The organism is Metabacillus sp. SLBN-84, assembly GCF_053629595.1.
Genome location: NZ_JBRJIP010000001.1, coordinates 502,567 through 517,853, shown reverse-complemented (window position 1 = coordinate 517,853; position 15,287 = coordinate 502,567). Strand labels below are relative to the sequence as shown.

The window sequence follows — 15,287 nt, the reverse complement described above, 5'->3', positions numbered from 1 at the left end:
CGGAAATTCCCGCTTTTTTCCGTCGTTTTTTCATTAGAAAGTTAGTAAATCGTCCTAAATGTAGATATTATGTTATTTTTATCCATAAAGAAGCCAGCTGCAATTTTGCAGCTGGCTCTTCTTCACTTAATCTTATTCAGTTGTAGTATACGTTTCTTTCCGCTCCAGGCACTTGCTTTCCGCGGGGAGCGCCTGGAGCCTCCTCGCTGCGCTTGCGGGGTCTCCAGTGCCCTCTTTATCCCCCAGAAAAGCGGAAGCGCCCGTTTTGCTCCGGCAGTCAGATAAGAAATCCCCCAAAAAGTCCGGGTTTGACTTTTTGGGGGATTTTGTTCTGACAGAGGAGTTGGGCGCTGCAGCTGGACAAGGAGTCAACCGCCTTCCGCTGCAATACACTTAGTCTTAAGTATCCATACAAACTGCATTGCTATAGAAACAACCTATTTTTCCGACATAACTTCAAGTGCTTTGTTGAGCTGGTTATCGTGTTTCCCGTCTGTACGCTGTTTGGAGATTTGCTCATTGATCTCATTTGCTGTTGCGATATCAATGGTTCCTGACTGTTTAAGGTTGTGTTTTTTCTGGAACGACTTTACAGCATCGGCCATTTTCTTGCCGTAATAGCCGTCTTCTCTTCCAGTGTCATACCCTAGCCCTTTCAGCAGTACTTGTGCTACCTTGATTTGTTCGTCATTCATATCAAGGGCAAGCGGCTTTTCAAGCTGAATTGGCGGAGATGTCAGATGCTTCGGCTGAGCAACTTTGACTGTCGGCGCAACTCCTTTTTTATGAATCCAGTTTCCTTCCGGAGTAAGCCATTTGTAAAGGGTCAATTTAATGTTGCTGCCGTCTCCCATCGGTACTGCCTGCTGGACGGTTCCCTTCCCGAACGAGGTTTCGCCGATAATGTCATAGTTGCCCGCTTCTTTAAGGGCTCCAGCCAGAATTTCCGATGCAGAAGCACTTCCTTTATCAATCAGCACGGCAACAGGATAATCTTTTTTCTCGCGCAGATTAGAGAAATAACGTTTCTTTTCTCCGTTCCGCTCTTCAATTTGAATGTACGGCTGGTCCTTCGTGACAAATTGCTTTAATATCTCTTCAACACTTTGGAGGTACCCTCCCGGATTGCCGCGCACGTCGAGAACAAGGCCCTTTATGTTCTGATCTTCAAGCTTGGCCAGTTCTTCCGTAAAGTCCTCTGCTGTCTCTTCTGAAAAAGAGGTGATTTCAAGATAACCGATTTTCTTCTTGCCCTGCTGTTTGATAGAGCTGAACACTGTCTCAATCGGAATTTCATCACGCGTGACATCAAAGCTCAGTTTTTCCTTTGAGCCTGCTCGCATGACCTCAATTTTAACCGTAGTCCCTTTTTTCCCGCGGATCTTTAACACCGTATCGTTTAAATCACTGCCGACTGTTGATTCACCGTCAATTGAAACAATCTCATCATTCGGCTGGAGACCCGCCTTTTCAGCCGGTGAATTCTTAAACGGGGAAACAATGATGATTTTCCCGCCATCCATTCCAACTTCAGCGCCGATTCCTTCAAATGAAGAATCAAGGCTGTCCGAAAATTGCTTGGCCGTTTGTTTATCCATATAAACCGAATAAGGGTCATTCAGCGTAGAAAGCATTCCCTGAATGGCACCTTCGAGCAGCTGTTCCTCATCTACTTCCTCAACATACTTGCTCGAAATCAGCTCATATGCCTGTTTTACCTTCTCAAGTCCTTCTGTTTCCTGTGCGCGCTCTTCCTTTAAAACATCTGTAACGGCAGGAACGGAAAGCTCTTTTGCTGCTGCATCCTGCTGCTTGTCATGCTCGTAAAACTGGATGCCGGTGTACATGCCCCCTGCACCCAGGACCATGGAAAGAGCCATCAGTATGGCTGTCATTTTCTGCTTCATCTTGTTCCTCCTTCGATAGGCTTGACGGTTGGTTATGTAGATACCAGTACAGCTAGTATATGTAAATTATGGATCAATCATGTAGGACAAGGCAATCTCTAAGAAAAAAAGTCAAAAAAACTCCTAAAACGCTGTGTTTTAGGAGTTTTCATTCTTATTGAAGGTACTTCATTGGGTTAACTGGGTTTTTCCATGCGCCTTCATGAATTTCAAAGTGAAGATGCGGACCTGTTGAACGTCCAGTGTTGCCCAAATACCCTAGCTGCTGCCCTTTGCTTACAGACTGTCCTGCACTCACGTGGCGTGATTCTAAGTGAGCATAAACAGTTGTGTATACTTTGCCATCGATGTTATGCGTAATAAATACTGCGTTTCCATAGCTTTCCGAGTAGTATGAACGGATAACCGTTCCGGCTGCCGATGCAACTACAGGGACGTTTGCAGATCGGTTGGCAATGTCGATACCTGCATGCAGTTTGCCCCATCTTTGGCCGTATCCGGATGTAAATGTACCTTGTGCAGGCCACATGAACTTACCGCCTGTGACAGCTGGTGCCGGTGCCGGCTCAGCAGGTGCTGGAGCTGGAGCTTGCGACGAACCTCCGGCAGAGCTGCCTGATGATGATGACTTCTTAGGTGAAGATGCTTTTGCCGCTGCTGCTTGAGCAGCTGCTTCCTGCTTCGCTCTTTCTGCTGCTGCCGCTGCTGCTGCTTCACGGCGTTTACGCTCAGCTTCTTGTTTTTGGCGTTCAATTTCTTTAGCGATTGCTGCTTCCTGCTCTTTCAGGAACGCTGCTTCGTCTTCAAGCTCGTAGATAGCTGCTTCAGTTGATTTGTGTTGTTCTTTCACTTGTTCCATTAATTTATTCTTTTCAGCCGCTTGTTTCTTAAGCTGCTGTTTTAATGATTCAAGCTCAATTAAAGCCGTTTCCAGATTCTGCAGTTCGCTGCTTAGTTCTGCTTCACTTTGCTCAAGGAGTTTTTTATCCTCTTCATGTGCTTTAATGATTTCTTTATCAGCATCGACGATTTGTGTTACTGCACTTACGCGTGTAACAAGATCACCGAAATCCTGAGCACCGAGCAGCACATCCAAATAGCTCACTACTCCGCCTGTTTCCTGCAGGGAACGGACACGGTTTTCCAATAGCTCATTGCGTTCTGCAATGCGTTTTTTCACTTCCTGAATTTGAACCTTCAGTTCCTGAATCTTTTTCTTTGCTTCTTCAATTTCAGCCTGGCGCTCACGGATTTTTTCGTTCGTCTCCGCTGTTTGCTTATCAAGCTTTTCAATGTCTGCGTTCAGCTTTTCTTCTTTGCTTTTAAGCTCAGAAAGCTCGCCCTGTTTTTCTTTTATATTTGAATCTACTCCAGAACGCTCAGTTTGGAGTTCTGATTTCTTCTTTTCTAATTCTGCGTTTGCGTAAGCTTTTTCTTGGGTAACAGGTATAATAACGGAGCTTGTCCCAACCAAAGCCGCCAGCCCAAGTGCCAGTAATTTCTTTCTCACTCTCTAGTTCCTCCCTTTATCTTATCTCTCTATCATTCTCTGAATTTCACGTCATCCAGAGAAAACAAGCAATCCTTAAAGACTGCTTGTTTATACTCTCAAGAACTTGCGGACAGACATTAAGCTTCCCCATACACCGATCAGTGCACCGATCAGGATCAGAATAGCTGACACCTGGAAGGCAAACGGACTGAACGGCAGGAATTGAACAAATGAACCTGCGACCTTTGGTTCGACCCATGTATATAAATAGTTGTAAGTGGACAGTACAAGGATAACAGGGATGATGGCTCCCATTACTCCAAGCATCAGGCCTTCTAAGAAGAACGGCCAGCGGATAAACCAGTTGGTTGCGCCTACGAGTTTCATAATTTCAATCTCATGCCTTCTGGCAAAGATTGTGATTTTAATAGTATTCGAGATAAGGAACATCGCCGTAAAGACAAGTCCGATAATCAGCGCAATACCGATGTTTCTTGAAATTTCAACGAAATCAAAAAGTCTTTTAACTTCTTCTTTTCCGTAAAGAACCCTGTATGCTCCGTCAAAGCTCTCAATTTCCTTTGCGATTTGAGGAGTGTCTCGCGGATTCTCTGTTTTAACGACAATGACGTCATTCAGCGGATTGTTCTGTTCAAACAGCTGATACGATTTACCTTGTTCGCCCATGCTGCTGATCAGGTTATCCAGTTCTTTTTCTTTCGGTGAAAGTTCTACGGATGCAATCCCGCTCAGATTATCCACCCTGTTTCTGAGCTCTTTCTGCTGTTCAGGTGTGCTTGTCACATCAACCAGCACCCTGATCTCTACATCCTCTTCAACCTTTGTAGCAAAGTTGTTTAAGTTCATCATAATGACCAAGAACGTTCCTACAAGGATTAAAGTGACCGTAACGGCACTGACCGACGCAAAGGTCATCCAGGCGTTGCGGGTTAAGCTTTTCATAGTTTCTCTGAAGTGACGCCCAAGGGTTCTAATCATAAATCCCATACTCCCCTCTAGCCTCGTCACGCACAATCTTTCCGCCTTCGATCGCGATGACTCGTTTTTTCATGGTGTTAACAATTTCCCGGTTGTGAGTGGCCATCACAACAGTAGTTCCTCTGTTGTTGATTTCCTCAAAAATGTTCATAATCTCCCACGATGTATCAGGATCAAGGTTTCCTGTCGGCTCATCAGCAATGACTACACCTGGATTGTTGATAATCGATCTTGCAATCGATACGCGCTGCTGTTCTCCGCCTGAAAGTTCGTTTGGAAAAGACCTGGCTTTATGCTTAAGCTGAACAAGATCAAGTACATCAAGCACTTTCTTTTTGATGACTCTCGGCTGCTCGCCGATTACCTCAAGAGCAAATGCAATATTTTCATAGACTGTAAGCTTCGGCAAAAGCTTGAAGTCCTGGAAAACAACGCCGATGCTTCTTCTTAATTGAGGAACTTTTTTTTCTCTTAGTTTTGCAAGATTGACTCCGTTGATCAGGATTTTGCCGTCTGTCGGCTTTTCCTCACGGTACATCATTTTTATAAATGTCGATTTGCCTGCACCGCTCGGACCAACAACATAAACAAATTCGCCCTGATCTATTTTTACATTTATTCCATTAATGGCGAGAACGCCGTTAGAATACGTTTTATAAACGTCTGTCATTTCGATCATATTTTTATCACCCAAAGCTGTTTATTTTGTAGATAACATGGTGGAATGGCCTGATTTAAGCTAAATTTAAGTATGTAACCATAATTTTCATATATTAATAAGATTTACCCACAAAAGTCATTATACCATCAAAGTTCGGCAAAAATAGACTTAAAAATATTACAGTTTCATTTCAGTGTCGTAAATTGTCAAAGGAAATGAAAACCAGGTCTAAAGAAATGTCGATTGATAGCGCTTTAATGTAAATTTTAGAACTTTCTGACTAAAAAGACAATCTTTTTTTGGGAATAAATAAGTGGAAATCATTTCTGACTTTCGGAGGAAGAACCGGAGAATAGGATGCGGCCGGTTATGTCATGCCTTTTAAACAGCAAAACCAGCCGATGCTGCCGGCTGGCTTCTTTTGAAGTTATTTCTTTTGCGCAAGCCATTCAGCTACGACAGCTGCATCTGTTTCGTTAATAAGACCTCCAGGCATGCCGCCCTGGCCGTTATTAATGATGCTTTCAATTTTTTCTTTGTCATATTTTGAGCCGACATTTGCAAGACTTGGTGCGGCCCCGCCACCTTCAAGATTTTGACCGTGGCAGCTGATGCAGTTCTGCTGAACAATCTCTTCAGCATTCGCTGTATCTTTTGAGCCCGAATCTTTTGGCTCTTCTCCTGCGTTATCTCCTCCGCCGCATGCAGCAAGGACTAAAGATGTTCCGAAAAGAAGGGCAAGTACTTTTGATTTCATCGCCGAAATCCTCCCCAAATAAGGATGTAAAACACACAATTATTATATCCTAACTAGGCCCGCTTGAAACCTTCCCCGAGCACATCAGAAGCATCCATAACGACCACAAACGCAGACGTATCAATGCTTTTTACGAGTTGTTTCAATTTCGTGAATTCTGTCTGATCCACCACGCACATCAGGATCGGCCGCTCGCTGTCTGTGTAGCCTCCGAATGCCGACAGCTTTGTCACTCCCCTGTCGATTTCGCTCAGAATCGCCTTTCTGACCTCTTCCTCCTGATTTGTAATGATCATCGTCATCTTCGAACGCCCCAGTCCCACCTGAACGACATCAATCGTTTTACTTGTGACATAAAGAGCAACAAGAGCGTAAAGCCCAAGTTCAATATCGAAGACCACCGCAGCGGTCAGAACAATCAGCCCGTCAATTAAAGCAACACACGTCCCAAGAGAAAGTCCCGTAAACTTGTGGATAATCTGAGCAGCCAGATCCGTTCCCCCTGTAGAAGCTTTCCCTCTAAAAACAAGGCCAAGACCGAGACCTACTCCAATTCCACCGAAGATTGCACCGAGCAGCGGATCTGTCGTCGCTGGCGCAACATCCTTTGTCAAAAAAACAACAAATGGCAAAAAGATCGTTCCAACCAGCGTTTTTAAGCCGAACTGTTTCCCGAGCAGAAGCACGCCTGCCACAAACAGAGGAATATTAAATGCCCACTGCACATAAGCAGGCTCTAAACCAAATAAAGCATCTGTAATCGTACTGATCCCGCTCACTCCGCCTGATGCAATGCGGTTGGGCAGAAGGAACAGATTAAAAGCAATGGCAACGATTCCAGAACCGAGCAGAATAAATAAATACGACGTCACTTTTTCAAGCATAGGATTATATGTACGAGTGCGTTTACGCTGAAACATCCTGCATCCTCCATCTGAATCACACATATTTTTTACATAACCTTACAGAGTATAGCACCCGTCTGATTCAGCTGTAAATAACAGCGGGATAACGTGCTAAAGAGGTAAAGCGGTTATGTTAGTTTTAGCATTGCGGGTGGAATTTAGTCTGCGTTGCGCGGAATTGTGTGGAGGATGCCAAGATTTATAGGGCAGCATTTCTTCTTTTTGCTACCCTATATTCCGCCCACTCAGATTTACAGGACACCATTTCGTCCTTTTGCTATCCCATATTCCGCTCCACCCAATTTATAACGCAACAATGTCCACAAAAAAACAGCCGCCCCCCACAGGGACAGCTGCCTCACTTTTCTTATGAAAGTTTCGAACGAAGATATGCATCAATAAACGGATCAAGGTCTCCGTCCATGACTCCCTGCACGTTTCCGCTTTCTGTGCTTGTGCGGTGGTCTTTGACAAGAGAGTAAGGGTGGAACACGTAGGAGCGAATCTGGGAACCCCAGCCGATTTCCTTTTGTTCGCCGCGGATCTCGTCAAGCTCGGCCTGCTGCTCGTCAAGCTTGAGCTGGTAGAGCTTCGCTTGAAGCATTTTCATTGCGCGCTCGCGGTTTTTGATCTGGGAGCGCTCTGTTTGGCACGATACAACCGTATTGGTCGGCAAGTGCGTGATACGGACGGCGGAATCCGTCGTGTTGATGTGCTGACCGCCGGCGCCGCTTGCACGGTACGTGTCAATTTTCAGGTCCTCTGTTCGGATGTCGATTTCGATTTCATCATTGAATTCCGGCATCACTTCGCATGATACGAATGACGTATGACGGCGGCCAGATGAATCAAACGGCGAAATCCGGACAAGACGGTGGACGCCTTTTTCCGCTTTCAAGTAGCCGTAGGCGTTGTGGCCTTTGAAAAGAAGCGTGACACTTTTAATTCCCGCTTCATCACCTGGAAGGTAATCGAGAGTTTCCACTTTAAAGCCTTTCTTTTCGCCCCAGCGCGTGTACATGCGGAGAAGCATTGAACCCCAGTCCTGGGATTCTGTTCCGCCTGCTCCCGGGTGAAGCTCCAGGATGGCGTTGTTTTTGTCATGAGGTTCACTTAATAGAAGCTGAAGTTCATAATTGCTCATCGCTTCAGTCAGCTCGGCAATTTCACTTTCAAGCTCTGCATGAAGATCGGCGTCAGGCTCTTCTTTTAAAAGTTCATGCGTGATTTCAAGGTTTTCATGCGTTTCGCTCATTTCTGTGAACTGAACAACTGCCTCTTTCAGCATATTGCTTTCGTTAATAACGGTTTGTGCTTCGTTTTGACTGTCCCAGAAGTTCGGGTGGGACATCATTTCATCTAGCTCCTGAATGCGAGCCTGTTTGCGGTCGAGGTCAAAGAGACCCCCTGAAAGCCGCTAATTTCTTAGCCATTTTTTCAAGTTCGTTTCGAATTTCTGCAAGTTCCATATTCATTCTCCTCTAAAATGGGGTAAAGAGAGGCAAAGTGCCCCTCTTTGAAAAATTATTTTCCGCTGCCGCAGCAGTTTTTGTATTTCTTTCCGCTTCCGCATACACATGCGTCGTTGCGGCCGATTTCCATCTGCTTTTTAACAGGCTTTTTCTTTGGCGCCTCGTCTCCCTCTTTCGGGTGAACCGCCTGCTGGCCTTTTGCGACTTCCTCGCGCTGAAGGTTGTTTCTGATTTCTGCTTTCATGATGTATTTTGCAGCATCCTCTTCAATCGATGCAATCATGCTTTCAAACATCGCGAAGCCTTCCATCTGATACTCGCGGAGAGGATCTGTCTGGCCGTAGGCACGAAGGTGAATACCCTGGCGCAGCTGATCCATGGCATCAATGTGATCCATCCATTTCGTATCAACCGCACGAAGAAGGATGACCTTTTCAAACTCGCGCATCTGCTCTTCTCCGAATGCCTCTTCTTTTTCATTGTAGCGGGCTTTCGTTTTCTCAAGCACAAGCTCTGAGATCTCTTCGGATTCTTTTCCTTTAAAGTCGTTCACTGTGAATGTGCCTTCTTCAAGAAGGTTGGCATTCAGGTAGTCAATCAGCCCTTCAAGGTTCCAGTCCTCCGGAAGCTCTTCCCTAGGCGTGTACATCGCAACCACACGTTCAACTGTTGAAGTGACCATGCTTTCAACAATCCCGCGCAGATTTTCAGAGTCAATCACGTCAAAGCGCTGCTTGTAAATAACTTCACGCTGCTGGCGAAGAACGTCATCGTATTGCAGAAGCTGTTTACGGGCATCAAAGTTGTTGCCCTCTACGCGTTTTTGCGCAGATTCAACAGCTTTCGTAACAATTTTACTCTGAATCGGCTGTGAATCATCCATGCCGAGACGGTCCATCATCGCCATCATGTTCTCAGATCCGAAGCGTCTCATCAGTTCATCTTCCATAGAAAGGTAAAACTGAGTCACACCAGGGTCTCCCTGACGGCCGGAACGTCCGCGAAGCTGGTTATCGATGCGTCGTGATTCATGGCGTTCTGTTCCGATAACAGCCAAACCGCCAAGCTCTCTTACACCAGGTCCAAGCTTGATGTCTGTACCGCGGCCCGCCATGTTTGTCGCGATCGTTACCGAACCCTGATGGCCGGCATTCTCAATGATTTCCGCTTCTCTTTCATGGTTTTTCGCATTCAGCACGTTATGCGGAACGCCTTTTTTCTTTAGGAGTCTTGAAATAAGCTCAGACGTTTCTACCGCAACCGTACCGACAAGAACCGGCTGGCCGGCAAAGTAACGCGTCGTTACATCGTCAACAACGGCTTTGAACTTGCCTTCCATAGAACGGTACACAAGATCTGCGCGGTCATCACGCACAACATCACGGTTTGTCGGAATCGCCACAACCTGCATGTTGTAAATGTTGCGGAACTCCTCTTCCTCCGTCTTCGCTGTACCTGTCATACCGGAAAGCTTTTCGTACATGCGGAAGTAGTTCTGGAATGTAATCGTTGCAAGCGTCATGCTCTCGTTCTGAATCTCAAGGCCCTCTTTCGCCTCGATTGCCTGGTGAAGACCATCACTGTAGCGGCGGCCTTTCATTAAGCGGCCTGTAAATTGGTCGACGATGACAACATTGCCGTCTTCAACAACGTAATCAACGTCATTGTGCATCACAACGTGGGCTCTTAATGCCATATTAATATGATGGTTGAGAGACACATGTGTTAAATCGAACAGGTTTTCAATATTAAAGGCTTTCTCTGCTTTAGACATTCCGTCTTCAGTCAGCTGAACCCCTTTTGTTTTTTCATCGAAGGTATAGTCCTCATCGCGCTTCAATGAACGGACAAAGCCGTTGGCCTGTACATAAAGCATCGTGGATTTCGCAGCAGACCCCGAAATGATCAACGGCGTACGCGCCTCGTCAATCAGGATGGAGTCAACTTCATCAATAACCGCATAATGAAGCGGGCGCTGAACCATCTGCTCTTTGTAAAGAACCATGTTGTCGCGCAGGTAGTCAAAGCCAAGCTCATTGTTAGTCGAATACGTAATATCGCACGCATAGGCAGCACGCTTTTCCTCTTTGGAAAGACCGTTTGAATTGAGTCCGACAGTCAGGCCGAGAAACTCATACAGCTTGCCCATCTCAACAGCATCACGGCTCGCAAGGTATTCATTGACCGTCACAACGTGAACGCCTTTTCCGGAAAGAGCATTCAAATAAACAGGCATCGTGGAAGTCAGTGTTTTACCTTCCCCTGTTTTCATCTCGGAGATATTCCCTTCGTGAAGAGCGATACCCCCCATCAGCTGAACCGGGTACGGATAAAGTCCGAGCACTCTCTTTGAAGCCTCGCGCACAACGGCAAAAGCCTCTGTCAAAAGATCATCCGCACTCTCGCCTTTGGCAACGCGCTCTTTAAATTCCTGCGTCTTAGCCTTCAGCTCTTCATCAGAAAGCCTCTCCATGTCGCCTGCCAAAGATTCTATTTGATTCGCCATTTTTTCGTATCTATTCAATGCACGTTTATTAAAATCAAACACCTTATTTAAGATTCCAAGCATTCTAAACGCTCCTCTGTTAGTGAAGTGCCATACGTGAAGCTATTCATAGGCAGGATAATCATCCGTCCTGCAAAACTACCTTCTATTTTACCATATATTAAATAATATCAACAGTTTATCCTGTTTCAAAGCGAAAAACCGTTCTCCATCAACTTTTTTAAAACGTTCTCTTCAGGTTTGCTGAAGAAGCTTATGTATATTTTAAAAAAAAACAAAAAAATCCGGCATGGCCGGAATTCCCTTCTATGTATACCTTTATAGAAGATCAGCGGAGGAACTGCTTTTCTGTTCTGCAGTAACATTCCTGGTTATCACTTGTAGATTTTCATGCATTTTGAACATGACAATTAACAGCTCACAGTAGATCCTGATGACAAAGGGACCAAACAGCAGTGTCAGAAGCCCGGCAAACACTTGAGCTCCACCCCCGAAATCAGCGCTCGCTCCTGTTGCAATCGAGATAAATCCTGCGATGATGCTGAGGGCCGATCCCACATAAAAGATAACGGTAATAATAGTGGGGGTAATCATTTTATTGAATTTTAAAAAGTCCTGCATGCTCATCTCCTCCTTCTCTAGAGCATATGACTTTAGAATCATTGAATATGTCTTGTGAAAGTAAAAATATGTAAATTATAGCAAATGAAAAGCAGCCTCTGCATAGAGAGACTGCTTGATGTTGTTATTATTCAGTCGGTTCGATAATCGCGTACTTACCGTCTTTACGCTGGTACACAACGTTTGTTGTGTTTGTTTCAGCATTTGTAAAGACGAAGAAATTATGGCCGAGCATGTTCATTTGGAGAATGGCTTCCTCGCTGTCCATCGGCTTTAAGTTAAAGCGCTTTGTGCGGACAACCTGGATCTGGTCTTCTTCTTCCTGAACGGCTGTCTGGGTCTGTGCCCCTTCAGCTTCTTCTGCGCCTGCAGCAAACATGAATTTAGGTGATCCCTGCTCGCGCAGCTTGCGGTTTACTTTCGTTTTATGTTTACGGATCTGACGCTCAAGCTTGTTTGTCACAAGGTCGATGGCAGCGTACATATCCTCGTTATATTCCTCAGCACGCAACACTAGATTGGTCATGGGAATGGTTACTTCAATTTTTGATTCCTGATCGCTGTAGAATTTCAAATTTACATTTACGTTTGCTTCAACTGAATCCTCAAAATAGCGTTCCAGTTTGCCGATTTTCTTCTCGACATACTCTCTTAATGCTGGAGTTACCTCAATGTTTTCGCCTCTGACGTTATAATTCAAAATGAACTCCTCCTTTGTTAAGGATATGTAAACTTATTTCTTCCTTTCCCTTTAGAATTCCTGCTGAAACGTAAAAATAATGTTAAATCATTGTGAAATTTGTTGAAGTTTGCGGTTCAGAAGGAAAGGATGTGAATAGAGTATGCGGGGGTGGTTTGATTTATTCTTAGAAAAATAGGTCTGTTGTTATAGACCGGCCGGGAGCTTACTGAACTGTTTTATGCTGTATATAAATTTCACATCGTACCCGTTTCCTTTCGCTCCAGTCACTTATACATGTGCCATTACATCGAATCCTAATAAAACAAAAATCCCGTCCTTATTCTGGCGGGATTAGTGAAGCAGGTAGGGAAGCAGGCACATCTGAATGTCTCTCTTCCAGGCTGTATAGAGATGGGATAATCTTTTTAAATAGGCATGGAAAAGATGGGATCCGCCTTCTGGCGCCGGCCTTAATTCTTCCAGCATATCATCAAAGAGAAGAATGCTTTTCTGGAGAACTGAATTGTCGCGGGCCGCATGCATCATTGAGCTGTGAACGGCATCCACCTGGATAAAAGCATCGATTAGATCGTCCATGATCTGCTCGCGATTTGTATATTCCATGCCTTCAAAGCTTTTGATCAGATAATAAAAACATTCTTCGATAGTATTCAGCAGCTCGTTATAGGAAAGGAAAAGCTCGTAATCGCTTTGAGTTATGGCGTCACTTGCGCTTATCATAATACATTCCGTCGATGGCTGTGCTCTGGTAGGGGTTTGCATATTTCTGGCCGGAGGCTTTTTGCAGCTTTAATTTTGTCATATCTTCTTTAATCTCATGCTGCACGGCTTTCAGCTTTTGATGGATAACCGCGTTCCATTCCGTGATTTCTTTTCCCAGCTGTTTTTCCTGCTGAGTGTATGGCGGCTTTAGGTTTGAGATCAGCACTTCCCGCTGTTCGATCCACTGCTGAATGTTCAGGATATAGCTGTCCCTCATATCCTTATGCTGCGAGCCGTTCACTTCACTCAGCAGCTGATGAGTAAGCTGATGCAGTTTTTCAACAGCGCTCATCAGATCGGGCCGCCCTGTCCGAACTGCTGCCTGCGGGCAGATTGAATGACCTGTTTCCACGCATCGCGGAATTCAGTTACATATCCCTCTGCTTCAGAAAGAATCTCCGGATCATTTGAGATATTCGCTTCTACGAGCCGGCGGTTGATATATTCATACATCTGCATCATCGATCCGGAAACCTCAGCTTCAGGGTTTAATGTGATCATAAGCTCCTGAATAATGCGCTGCGCCTTTTGAAGATTGATGTTTTTTTCCTGAACCTGTTTCTGTTCCATCGCTGTCCGTGCCTGCTTAATAAATTTAAGGCAGCCGTTATAAAGCATCAGTGTCAGCTCGCCTGGAGACGCCGTGCTGACGGAATTCTGCTGGTACGCCTGATAGGGATTTGTCAAAGCCATCGTGTTAACTCCTTTTTTAGCCGAATTGCTGCATTAAATAACTCATTTGTTCATTTGATCGCTGAATCGCTTTTTCCATCGCCGTAAACTGTGACCAGTAGCGGTCCTCTACTTGCGTCAGTCTGTCTTCAAAACGTGTGATCTGGTTATCTATGGATGAGAGGTTTCTTCCAATCGTAAATTGCTGACTTGTGGAGCTCGAGGTGCCTGCTTTGGCATTCAGCTTGTCCATCGTTGTTTTTAAATTGTCGTACAGGTTGGTAATGATTCCTTTTTCCCCGCTCGTCGGGCCATTGCTTGTGAACAGCTTTTCTACGCCGTCAGGATTTTCTTCAATCGCCTTTTTCAGCTTGGCTTCATCAATAATCAGTTTTCCGCCCTCCCGGTAGTTAGTTGAGGTCGTGATGCCGATATTGGAAAGATGGGTAAAGGATGTCCCTGATGCTGATGACAGCGTTGAGTAGAAATCAGAGCGCATCTGGCTAAGTGCGCCGGTCAGAATCGAGTCTTTTCTGAGCATCCCGCTTTTGGCCTTTTCATCCCACTGCTCCTGTTGTTTGTCAGACAGAGCTTCACGTTCTTCGTCAGATAGCGGCTGGTAGTCACGGTAGCGGGTTTCATCTGTTTTCGTCTGGATTTTCGCAATGGTTTCGTTGTAAAGGGTGACGAATTTTTTGATATTGTCGAAAACGGCATTCGTATCGTTTGTCACGTTAATAGAGACCGGCGGTTCTGCAGCCGTGAACGTGTTTTTCAGGGTAAAGGTAACCCCGCTCATTTCAAACGTGTTGGACGTCCGCTCTGTTTCAAGTCCGTTGATCGTGAACTTCGCGTTTTGCCCGCCTGTTTCTGTACCTGAGCCGAATCTCAGCACGTTATTCAGGAAGCCTGCGGATGTAATGATTTCATTGCCGCCCTTGTTAAAATCGCCGGTTTCTTTTCGCGTCAGCGTAATCTTGTCTGAAAATGAATCATACAACGCCGTCACGCCAAGTGATGATGAATTGATTTTTGTAAAAACACTGTTCAATGATTCTGTGCCCTGAATCAGGAAATTCTCTTTTTGGATACCTGTTGAAGTATGTGTCTGCATGTCAAAAGAGAAATATTGGTCCGTACTCTCAATTACATAATCCGTTTTGATGACGCTTCCTTTTTTGATCGTTTCGCCGAACGTCAGATTGCCGTCTGTATCAAGTGCAGCTTCTCCTGCTTGAGGAGTACCCGTCACAAGCTTAAAGGATTTGCCGTCCACTTTGATAATCGCGTCTTTATCAACATTTTTCAGCACTTGCCCGGTTTCGAGTGTCAGCTTAAATGACGTCCCGTCAGCGGCGGCAGTAACTGTCTGATTTTTAACGGTTCCTGTCTGCCAGTTGAAATTTGTATTGGCAAACGAATCTTTTATGTCCTGGAGTGCTTTGGACGGGTCGACCTTTTGGCCGGATGCAGAGATAGCACCGGCATTCACCTTTGTCGCTGCCGTTGCAAGCTGATCCACTTTCGAGATGCTGTAGGACGCCTGGCTCGCCGCGCTTGTTGCAGTGGCCGTCACCTTATCATCATTGGAGCTGTTCGTCGTTCGTGCCCGGTAATTGCTCGTCAGCTTCATATCAAACGCAGCATTACGGAATGAAAACAGCAGGCTGTTCATCTCGCGGTAGCCGTCGCGCTGCCACTCAAGCACCTGCTTGTTCTGCTTCAGCTTATCAAGCGGCATTCTCTCCGCCTTCATTAAATCTGCCACGAGCGAATCAATGTCCATTCCGCTCGCCAAACCGCCGATTCTGACCATGTACTTTCACCTCT

At 45.4% G+C, this 15,287-nt stretch carries 14 protein-coding genes; all 14 read right to left on the bottom strand.

Annotated features, from left to right (window positions below; genetic code table 11):
- Nucleotides 1-437: 437 nt before the first annotated feature.
- Nucleotides 438-1,907: a S41 family peptidase gene (locus RKD52_RS02495; protein WP_454098533.1), complete on the bottom strand. Its 1,470-nt coding sequence runs from the start codon at nt 1,905-1,907 to the stop codon at nt 438-440.
- A gap of 154 nt (nt 1,908-2,061) precedes the next feature.
- Nucleotides 2,062-3,417 (bottom strand): murein hydrolase activator EnvC family protein, encoded by a 1,356-nt coding sequence (locus tag RKD52_RS02490; RefSeq protein ID WP_454098532.1) that lies wholly within the window; start codon nt 3,415-3,417, stop codon nt 2,062-2,064.
- Between the two features lie 90 nt (nt 3,418-3,507).
- On the bottom strand, nt 3,508-4,398 hold the full coding sequence (gene ftsX, locus RKD52_RS02485; RefSeq protein WP_454098531.1) for a permease-like cell division protein FtsX: 891 nt from the start codon (nt 4,396-4,398) through the stop codon (nt 3,508-3,510).
- Nucleotides 4,391-5,077 (bottom strand): cell division ATP-binding protein FtsE, encoded by a 687-nt coding sequence (ftsE, locus tag RKD52_RS02480; protein WP_029284696.1) that lies wholly within the window; start codon nt 5,075-5,077, stop codon nt 4,391-4,393. Before ftsE ends, ftsX begins: the two co-directional genes overlap by 8 nt.
- Nucleotides 5,078-5,486: 409 nt before the next feature.
- Nucleotides 5,487-5,816, bottom strand: coding sequence for a cytochrome c551 (gene cccB / locus RKD52_RS02475; RefSeq protein WP_454098530.1), 330 nt, complete (start codon nt 5,814-5,816; stop codon nt 5,487-5,489).
- 53 nt (nt 5,817-5,869) lie between these two features.
- Nucleotides 5,870-6,736, bottom strand: coding sequence for a YitT family protein (locus RKD52_RS02470; protein WP_454098529.1), 867 nt, complete (start codon nt 6,734-6,736; stop codon nt 5,870-5,872).
- A 352-nt stretch (nt 6,737-7,088) separates the two neighbouring features.
- A protein-coding gene (gene prfB / locus RKD52_RS02465; RefSeq protein WP_139015506.1) for a peptide chain release factor 2 occupies nt 7,089-8,190 on the bottom strand; the annotation gives its coding sequence in 2 pieces (ribosomal slippage) (nt 7,089-8,117 and nt 8,119-8,190; 1,101 coding nt in all).
- Nucleotides 8,191-8,245: 55 nt separating this feature from the next.
- Complete coding sequence (gene secA, locus RKD52_RS02460) at nt 8,246-10,762, bottom strand: preprotein translocase subunit SecA (protein ID WP_454098528.1); 2,517 nt, start codon at nt 10,760-10,762, stop codon at nt 8,246-8,248.
- 255 nt (nt 10,763-11,017) lie between these two features.
- Nucleotides 11,018-11,320: a DUF4282 domain-containing protein gene (locus RKD52_RS02455; RefSeq protein WP_454098527.1), complete on the bottom strand. Its 303-nt coding sequence runs from the start codon at nt 11,318-11,320 to the stop codon at nt 11,018-11,020.
- A 127-nt stretch (nt 11,321-11,447) separates the two neighbouring features.
- On the bottom strand, nt 11,448-12,020 hold the full coding sequence (gene hpf / locus RKD52_RS02450; RefSeq protein WP_454098526.1) for a ribosome hibernation-promoting factor, HPF/YfiA family: 573 nt from the start codon (nt 12,018-12,020) through the stop codon (nt 11,448-11,450).
- A gap of 333 nt (nt 12,021-12,353) precedes the next feature.
- Nucleotides 12,354-12,743 carry a hypothetical protein gene (locus tag RKD52_RS02445; RefSeq protein ID WP_454098525.1) on the bottom strand — a complete coding sequence of 130 codons (390 nt, stop codon included), beginning with the start codon at nt 12,741-12,743 and terminating at the stop codon, nt 12,354-12,356.
- The gene (locus RKD52_RS02440) at nt 12,727-13,077 is read right to left on the bottom strand and encodes a flagellar protein FliT (protein WP_454098524.1); all 351 of its coding nucleotides are present in this window, start codon (nt 13,075-13,077) and stop codon (nt 12,727-12,729) included. Before RKD52_RS02440 ends, RKD52_RS02445 begins: the two co-directional genes overlap by 17 nt.
- Nucleotides 13,077-13,478: a flagellar export chaperone FliS gene (gene fliS, locus RKD52_RS02435; protein WP_029284715.1), complete on the bottom strand. Its 402-nt coding sequence runs from the start codon at nt 13,476-13,478 to the stop codon at nt 13,077-13,079. The genes RKD52_RS02440 and fliS overlap by 1 nt, the downstream gene beginning before the upstream one ends.
- A gap of 16 nt (nt 13,479-13,494) precedes the next feature.
- Nucleotides 13,495-15,273, bottom strand: a complete 1,779-nt coding sequence (locus RKD52_RS02430; RefSeq protein ID WP_454098523.1) for a flagellar hook-associated protein 2 — start codon at nt 15,271-15,273, stop codon at nt 13,495-13,497.
- Nucleotides 15,274-15,287: the final 14 nt, after the last annotated feature.